Annotated in this window: 4 protein-coding genes and 1 pseudogene; 4 read left to right on the top strand and 1 reads right to left on the bottom strand. The window is 75.1% G+C overall.

Translation table 11 applies throughout. The features are described from left to right. Positions 1–188 precede the first annotated feature (188 nt). The 3 genes and pseudogenes from EBN88_RS06045 to EBN88_RS06035 all read left to right on the top strand — a co-directional run. Positions 189–1,013: a sulfite exporter TauE/SafE family protein gene (locus tag EBN88_RS06045; RefSeq protein WP_122182752.1), complete on the top strand. Its 825-nt coding sequence runs from the start codon at positions 189–191 to the stop codon at positions 1,011–1,013. A gap of 241 nt (positions 1,014–1,254) precedes the next feature. Beyond that, the gene (locus EBN88_RS06040) at positions 1,255–2,481 is read left to right on the top strand and encodes a right-handed parallel beta-helix repeat-containing protein (RefSeq protein WP_122182751.1); all 1,227 of its coding nucleotides are present in this window, start codon (positions 1,255–1,257) and stop codon (positions 2,479–2,481) included. A gap of 42 nt (positions 2,482–2,523) precedes the next feature. After that, positions 2,524–3,660: pseudogene (locus tag EBN88_RS06035) on the top strand (pectate lyase family protein); the annotation flags it as partial. Here EBN88_RS06035 and EBN88_RS06030 read toward each other — a convergent pair. Then, positions 3,660–5,642: a thioesterase domain-containing protein gene (locus EBN88_RS06030; RefSeq protein WP_122182750.1), complete on the bottom strand. Its 1,983-nt coding sequence runs from the start codon at positions 5,640–5,642 to the stop codon at positions 3,660–3,662. The pseudogene EBN88_RS06035 and the gene EBN88_RS06030 sit on opposite strands and share 1 nt — an antisense overlap. 76 nt (positions 5,643–5,718) lie before the next feature. On the opposite strand from EBN88_RS06030, the gene EBN88_RS06025 reads away from it, so the two are divergent. Further along, entirely contained in the window at positions 5,719–6,555 is an 837-nt protein-coding gene (locus EBN88_RS06025) for a CHAT domain-containing protein (protein ID WP_122182749.1), read from the top strand. The last annotated feature ends 12 nt before the right edge of the window (positions 6,556–6,567 follow it).

Below are 6,567 nucleotides of genomic sequence, written 5' to 3'. Positions count from 1 at the left end.
GGCTGGCCGCCAACTTCGCCGCCGTGGTGCGCGCCAGCGCGGGCGCCCGCGCGCGCTGAGCGACCCGCGCCCGCGCACGCCCCCGGCGCGGGCGCCCCAACGCCCGGCGATAGCCTTGCCGCCATGGAAGAGACGCGCGGTGACCTGCGAGGACCGGGTCCCGGGCCCGGCGTTCCGGCCGGCCGGCGATGACCGTCGAACTCGCCCTGACCGACGCCCTGGTGGCCGGGGGCAAGGGGGCCGCGATCCTCGCCGCCGGCTTCTGGGCCGGGATGATCAACGTCGTCGTCGGCTCGGGCACCCTGGTCTCGTTCCCCGTGCTGGTGCTGTGCGGCTACTCCCCGCTGGTCGCCAACATCTCCAACAACATCGGCCTGGTCGGCGGCGGCCTCTCCGGCACCATCGGCTACCGCAGCGAACTGCGCGAGAACGCCGCCCTGGCGCGCGTCCTGCTGCCCGCCTCCCTGGCCGGCGGCATCGCCGGCGCGCTGCTGCTGCTGGTCCTGCCGGACGAGGCGTTCGGCACCGTCGTCCCCGCGCTGATCGCCGTCGGGCTGCTGATGGTGGTCGCCGGCCCGTTCGTGCAACGGGCCGCCGCCCGCCGCGCGGCGGCCGCCCCCGAAGGCGCGGGGACGGGCACCGCCGCCCCGCCCGCGCGCCGCCTCGGCCTGCTGAGCGGGATCGCCGTCGTCGGCGTCTACGGCGGCTACTTCGGCGCGGCCCAGGGCATCCTCGTCGTCGGCCTGCTCTCCATCCTGACCGCCGAGTCCCTCCAGTCCGTCAACGCCGTCAAGAACCTGCTGGTGACCGGCGTCAACCTGGTCGCCGCCGTCGTCTTCATGGCGGTGGCCTGGGGCTCCATCGACTGGCCGGCCGTCGCGCTGATCGCCGTCGGCGCCACGCTCGGCGGCATGGTCGGCGCCCGCGTCGGCCGGCGCCTGCCCCCACGGCTGCTGCGCGCCCTGATCGTGGTCATCGGCGCGGTCGCCATCGTCAACCTGGTCTTCTTCTGACCGCTCCACGGGCGAGACGCCGCGCGGCCCCGGCCGCCGGCGTCGGTATTGTCCACGCGCAGCCCGGGATAGTGCCACCGCCTGCTCCTACGCTGACCTCCACGTGCCGGTCCCGGGCGGCGCGCTCCCCGCCCCGGACCGTGCGCCCGCCGGGGGCGACCCGTCAGGGAGCCGCTCGCCCCCGCCCGCGCGATGCCGTCGGACGCGCGCCCCCACCCCGGTCCGATGAGGAGATGACCGCATGTCCCTGCCCCGAGTCCCCGCCCGCCGCCGTCGCGTCGCCCTGGCGGTGACGCTCGCCGGCGCGACGACGGCCTGGCTGCTGTCCGGAGCCGTCGCCGGCGCCGACGAGGCGGAGCCGCCCGCCGAAGAGCCCCCCGCCCTGGCCGCCGACGCGCTCTACGCCGCGCCCGACGGCACCGAGGACGCGGCCGGCACCGAGGACGACCCGACGACGCTGACCGCCGCCGTGGACCGGGTCGCCGCCGGCGGAACGATCTACCTGCGGGACGGCACCTACGACCTCGCCGAGACCGTCACCATCGACCCGGGCAGCGACGGCACCGCCGACGCCCGCACCACCCTGACCGCCTACCCGGGCGAGACCCCGGTCCTCGACTTCTCCGCACAGGAGGAGGACCCCGCCAACCGGGGCCTGGCCCTCAACGCCGACTACTGGCACCTCTACGGCATCGTCGTCCAACACGCCGGCGACAACGGCATCTTCGTCAGCGGCAGCGACAACGTCATCGAGCGCACCGTCACCCGCCACAACCGCGACTCCGGCCTCCAGCTCTCCCGCGCCACCTCCGACACCCCGCAGAGCGAGTGGCCGGCCAACAACCTCGTCCTCAGCGCCGTCTCGCACGACAACGTCGACTCCGACGGCGAGGACGCCGACGGCTTCGCCCCCAAGCTGACCGTCGGCCCCGGCAACGTCTTCCGGCACACCGTCGCACACCACAACATCGACGACGGCTACGACCTCTACACCAAGTCCGACACCGGACCCATCGGCGCGGTGACCATCGAGAACTCCCTCGCCTACGCCAACGGCACCCTCTCCGACGGCTCCCAGGCCGGCAACGGGGACCGCAACGGCTTCAAGCTCGGCGGCGAGGACATCCCCGTCGACCATGTGCTGCGCGACAACCTCGCCGTCGACAACGGCAAGCATGGCTTCACCTACAACCGCAACACCGGCTCCCTGACCGTCTCCGGCAACGTCGGCCTCGGCAGCGCCGAGCGCAACTTCAACTTCGACGGCGGCTCCTCGGTCTTCCGCGACAACGTCTCCTGCGACAGCGGCTCCAACGACCGCACCATCGGCGACGTCGACGGCTCCAACGCGTTCTGGTCCGGCGAGAACGCGCCCGGGTGCGCCGCCTACGAGGGCGCGTTGGCCTGGTCCTTCGCCGAGGACGGCAGCCTCGTCGTGACCTTCGGCGGCACCGCGCTCACCGACTGACCCACGCGCCCCTCACCCCCCACCGCGCGAAAGGCACCCACCATGACCGGAACGACCACCAGAAGGACCGCCAGGACCAGGAGAAGGCTCGGGCCGCGGCTCGCGGTCGCCGCCACGCTGACCGCCGTCGTCGCCGCGACCGGCGTCACGCTCTCCACCACCGGCGCCTCGGCCGCCGCGACCGGCACCGCCACCGGCTACGCCAGCCAGAACGGCGGCACCACCGGCGGCGCGGGCGGCGCGACCGTCCGGGCCACCACCGGCACCCAGATCCACGAGGCCCTCTGTTCCCGCGCCAGCGACGACACCCCGATCACCATCGAGGTCGAGGGCACCATCAACCACGGCAACACCAGCAAGGTCTCCGGCGACAGCTGCAACACCGCCGACGGCGTCATCGAGCTGAAGCAGATCAGCAACGTCACCCTCGTCGGCGTGGGCGACGGCGCCGTCTTCGACCAACTGGGCATCCACATCCGGGAGTCCAGCAACATCATCATCCAGAACGTCACCGTCAGAAACGTCAAGAAGTCCGGCTCGCCCACCTCCAACGGCGGCGACGCCATCGGCATGGAGAAGGACGTCCGCAACGTCTGGGTGGACCACGTCACCCTGGAGGCGTCCGGCGGCGAGGACGAGGGCTACGACGGCCTGTTCGACATGAAGAACAACACGCGGTACGTCACGCTCTCCAACAGCATCCTGCGCGACTCCGGCCGGGGCGGGCTCGTCGGCTCCAGCGAGAGCGACACCTCCAACGGCTTCGTCACCTACCACCACAACCTGTACGAGAACATCGACTCCCGCACCCCGCTGCTGCGCGGCGGCGTCGGCCACGTCTTCAACAACCACTACGTGAGCATCAACGAGTCCGGGATCAACTCCCGCGCCGGCGCCCGCGTCCGGGTCGACAACAACTACTTCGAGGACTCCAAGGACGTGCTCGGCACGTTCTACACCGACGAGGCCGGCTACTGGCAGGTGTCGGGCAACGTCTTCGACAACGTGACCTGGTCCAGCCCCGGCGACGACACCAACCCCGCCGGCCCCGACCCGGAGTCGACCACCACGGTGGACATCCCCTACTCCTTCCCGCTCGACGACGCCAGCTGCGTCCCCGACGTCGTCAGCGACATCGCCGGCGCCGACAACGGCCTCCGCTTCTCCGACGGCAACTGCTAGCACGCCTCCGCCCGCCGGGAGCCGCACCCCCCTCGCTCACCCGCACGGGTGAGCGAGGGGGCGTTCCGGGGCTCCGCCGGGGCCGAACACCCTAGCCTCGGCTGGGCGGTTCGGGCTTCGAGAGGAAGGCGGGCCCACCCATGGCGGACTGGTCCCTGGCGATCGGCGTGCTCGGCGTCCTGATGATGGCGTACTTCCGCTTCGCGCCCGAGCGCTCCGTCGGCCCCGCCCGCAACCGCCTGGCCGGGATCGGCGCGGGCTTCGTCCTGTCCCAGTTCGCGGCCCAGGGCATCGTCCTGCCCGCGACCACGGCCGCCTGGTTCCCGCCCACCACCTACGTCATGTGCGTCCTCGTCGGCGCCACCGGCGTGCTCGGGCCGTGGTCCGACGACCGCGAGCGCGCCAGCGACCGCGCCGCCGACGGGCGCGAGGCGCTGGACCGCTACGCCGGCACCCGCGACCCGGCCACGCTCCAGACGGCCGTCGACCAACTGCGGGCCGCCGTCCGGGCCAACGCCGGACACGCCACCCACCCCGAGCACGCCGCCGACCTGATGCGCGCCCTGCGCACCCGGTACCAGCGGCTCGGGCACCTGCCCGACCTGGACGAGGCCATCGAGGTCGGGCAGCGGGCCCGGGCGACCCGGCTCGGCACCGAGGCCGCGCGCGGCCGGGTGCTGTCCCAGCTCAGCACCGCGCTGCGGCTCCGCCACGACCACATCGGCGCCGCCGCCGACCTGACGCTCGCCCTGGAGGCGGGCGGCGCCGCGCTCCGGCTGATCCCGCCGTCGAGCCCCCACTTCCCGGGCGCGAGCGCCCAGTTCGCCGCCGTGCTGCGCAGCGACCACGCGCGGAACGACGACCCCGAGCCGCTGCGCCGGGCCGTGGCCCTGGTGGGCGCCTCGGTCCGCTGGGCCGAGGGACGCGGCTACCGGCGGCCGGCCGACCAGACCACCCTCTGCCACCTGCTGGTGCTGCTGGCGCGGCGCACCGGCGACCGCGCCGCGATCGACCGGGCCGTGGAGCAGGGCCGGGCCGCCCTCACCCACACCGCCCCCGACGAGGCGCTCTTCGAGACCTGCCTCGGCAACCTCTCCCTCGCCCTGCGCACCCGCCACCGCCTGCGCACGGACGCCGGCGCGCCCACCCCCGACCTCGACGAGGCGATCGAGCTGTGCCGGCGCGCCCTGCGCACCACCCCGGCCGACGCCCCCGAACGCGCCGTCTACGCCGTCGCGTTGGCGCTGGCCCTCCACGACCGGCACGCGGCCGACCCGGCCCGCGCCGAGGACCTGGCCGCAGCGCTCGGCGCCGCCCGCGAGGCCGCCCGCCAGACCAACGCCGACGTGCCGACGCGGATGCGGGCCGGCCTGCTGTGGAGCGACATCGCCGCGTCCGGCGGCCGCTACCGGGAGGCGGTGGCCGCGTTCGAGGCCGTCATCGAGCTGCTGCCCAGGCTGGCCGCGCGCGAGCTGCGCCGCGCCGACCAGGAGGACCGGCTCGGCCGCTGGGGCGGCATCGCGCGGGACGCGGCCGCCCGCGCCCTCGCGGCCGGCGACCCCGAGCGGGCGCTCGCCCTGCTGGAACGCGGACGCGGCGTGCTGCTCTCCCGCGCGCTCGACCTGCGCGCCGACCTGAGCGCGCTGCGCGCCCACCACCCGGCGCTGGCCCGGGAGTTCGAGGAGCTGCGCCGCGCCCCCGACGCGCGCGAACCCCGGGACGAGGACTCCCCGGACCCCGACGCCACCCGCCTGCGGCGCCGCGCCCACGGCGAGCGCTGGGAGGCCCTGCTGCGGGAGATCCGCTCCCTCGACGGCTTCGCCGACCTCGCCGGCGGCCCCGCGCCCGTCCGGCTCCCCACCCGGGGTCCCGTCGTCTACCTCAACGTCAGCGCCCACCGCTCCGACGCCCTGATCGTCACCCCGGCCGGCGTCGACACGGTCCCGCTGCGCGTCACGCCCGACGAGGTGGAACGTCAACGCGCCACACTGCGCGCCGCGTTGACGCCGGAGCGCATCGCCAGCCCCGCGCGGCACGGGCCCGTGCCGCGCGGGGCTGGGCTGGCTGTGGGACGCGGTGGCCTCGCCTGTGCTGGACCGGCTGAAGGACCCCGACGGGCCCGGGCCGCCCCGCGTGTGGTGGGTGCCGACCGGGCCGCTGGCCTCGTTGCCCCTGCACGCCGCCGGCCACCACGACGGGACGGGCGCCTCGCTGCCCGAGCGTGCCGTCTCCTCCTACACGCCCGGGCTGCGCTCCCTGGCCGCCGCCGCGCGCGGCGCCCCCACCGGGCCGAGGAGGCCGCTGGTGGTCGCGCTCTCCGAGACGCCGGGCGCCGGGCGGCTCGGCCACGCGGCGGCGGAGTCCGCGACGCTGCGGCGACTCTTCCCCGACGCCGTCGAGCTGTCCGACGCCGAGGCCACCAGGGAACGGGTCCTGGCGCTTCTGCCACACCACTCCTGGGCGCACTTCGCCTGCCACGGAGTGATCGACCCGGACATCCCCTCGCGCAGCGGACTGCTCCTGGCCGACCACGGGCGGCGCCCGCTGACCATGGCCGACATCTCCGAACTCGACCTGGGGCGACCCGAGTTGGCGTATCTCTCGGCCTGCGAGACCGCCCACACCGGGCCGCGCCACGCGGACGAGGCGCTGCACCTGGCGTCCGCGTTCCAGCTGGCCGGCTACCGCAACGTCGTCGCCACGCTGTGGCGCGTCCCCGACGCCGCCGCCCGCCGGTTCGTCGAGGGCGTCTACGCCGAACTGGCCGCCACGAGCCGGCCCGACGCCCCCCTCGACGTGGCGGGCGCGGTGCGCCGCACGCTGCTGACGGCCCGCGCCGAGTACCCGCATCTGCCGCAGCTGTGGGCGAGCTTCGTCCACCTCGGCGGCTGACCGTTCCCCGGC

This window comes from Streptomyces triticirhizae (assembly GCF_003696235.1).
GTDB classification, from domain to species: Bacteria; Actinomycetota; Actinomycetes; order Streptomycetales; family Streptomycetaceae; genus Streptomyces; species Streptomyces triticirhizae.
The sequence above is the reverse complement of the archived record's forward strand: the minus strand, read 5'-3'. Positions and strand labels throughout refer to the sequence as shown.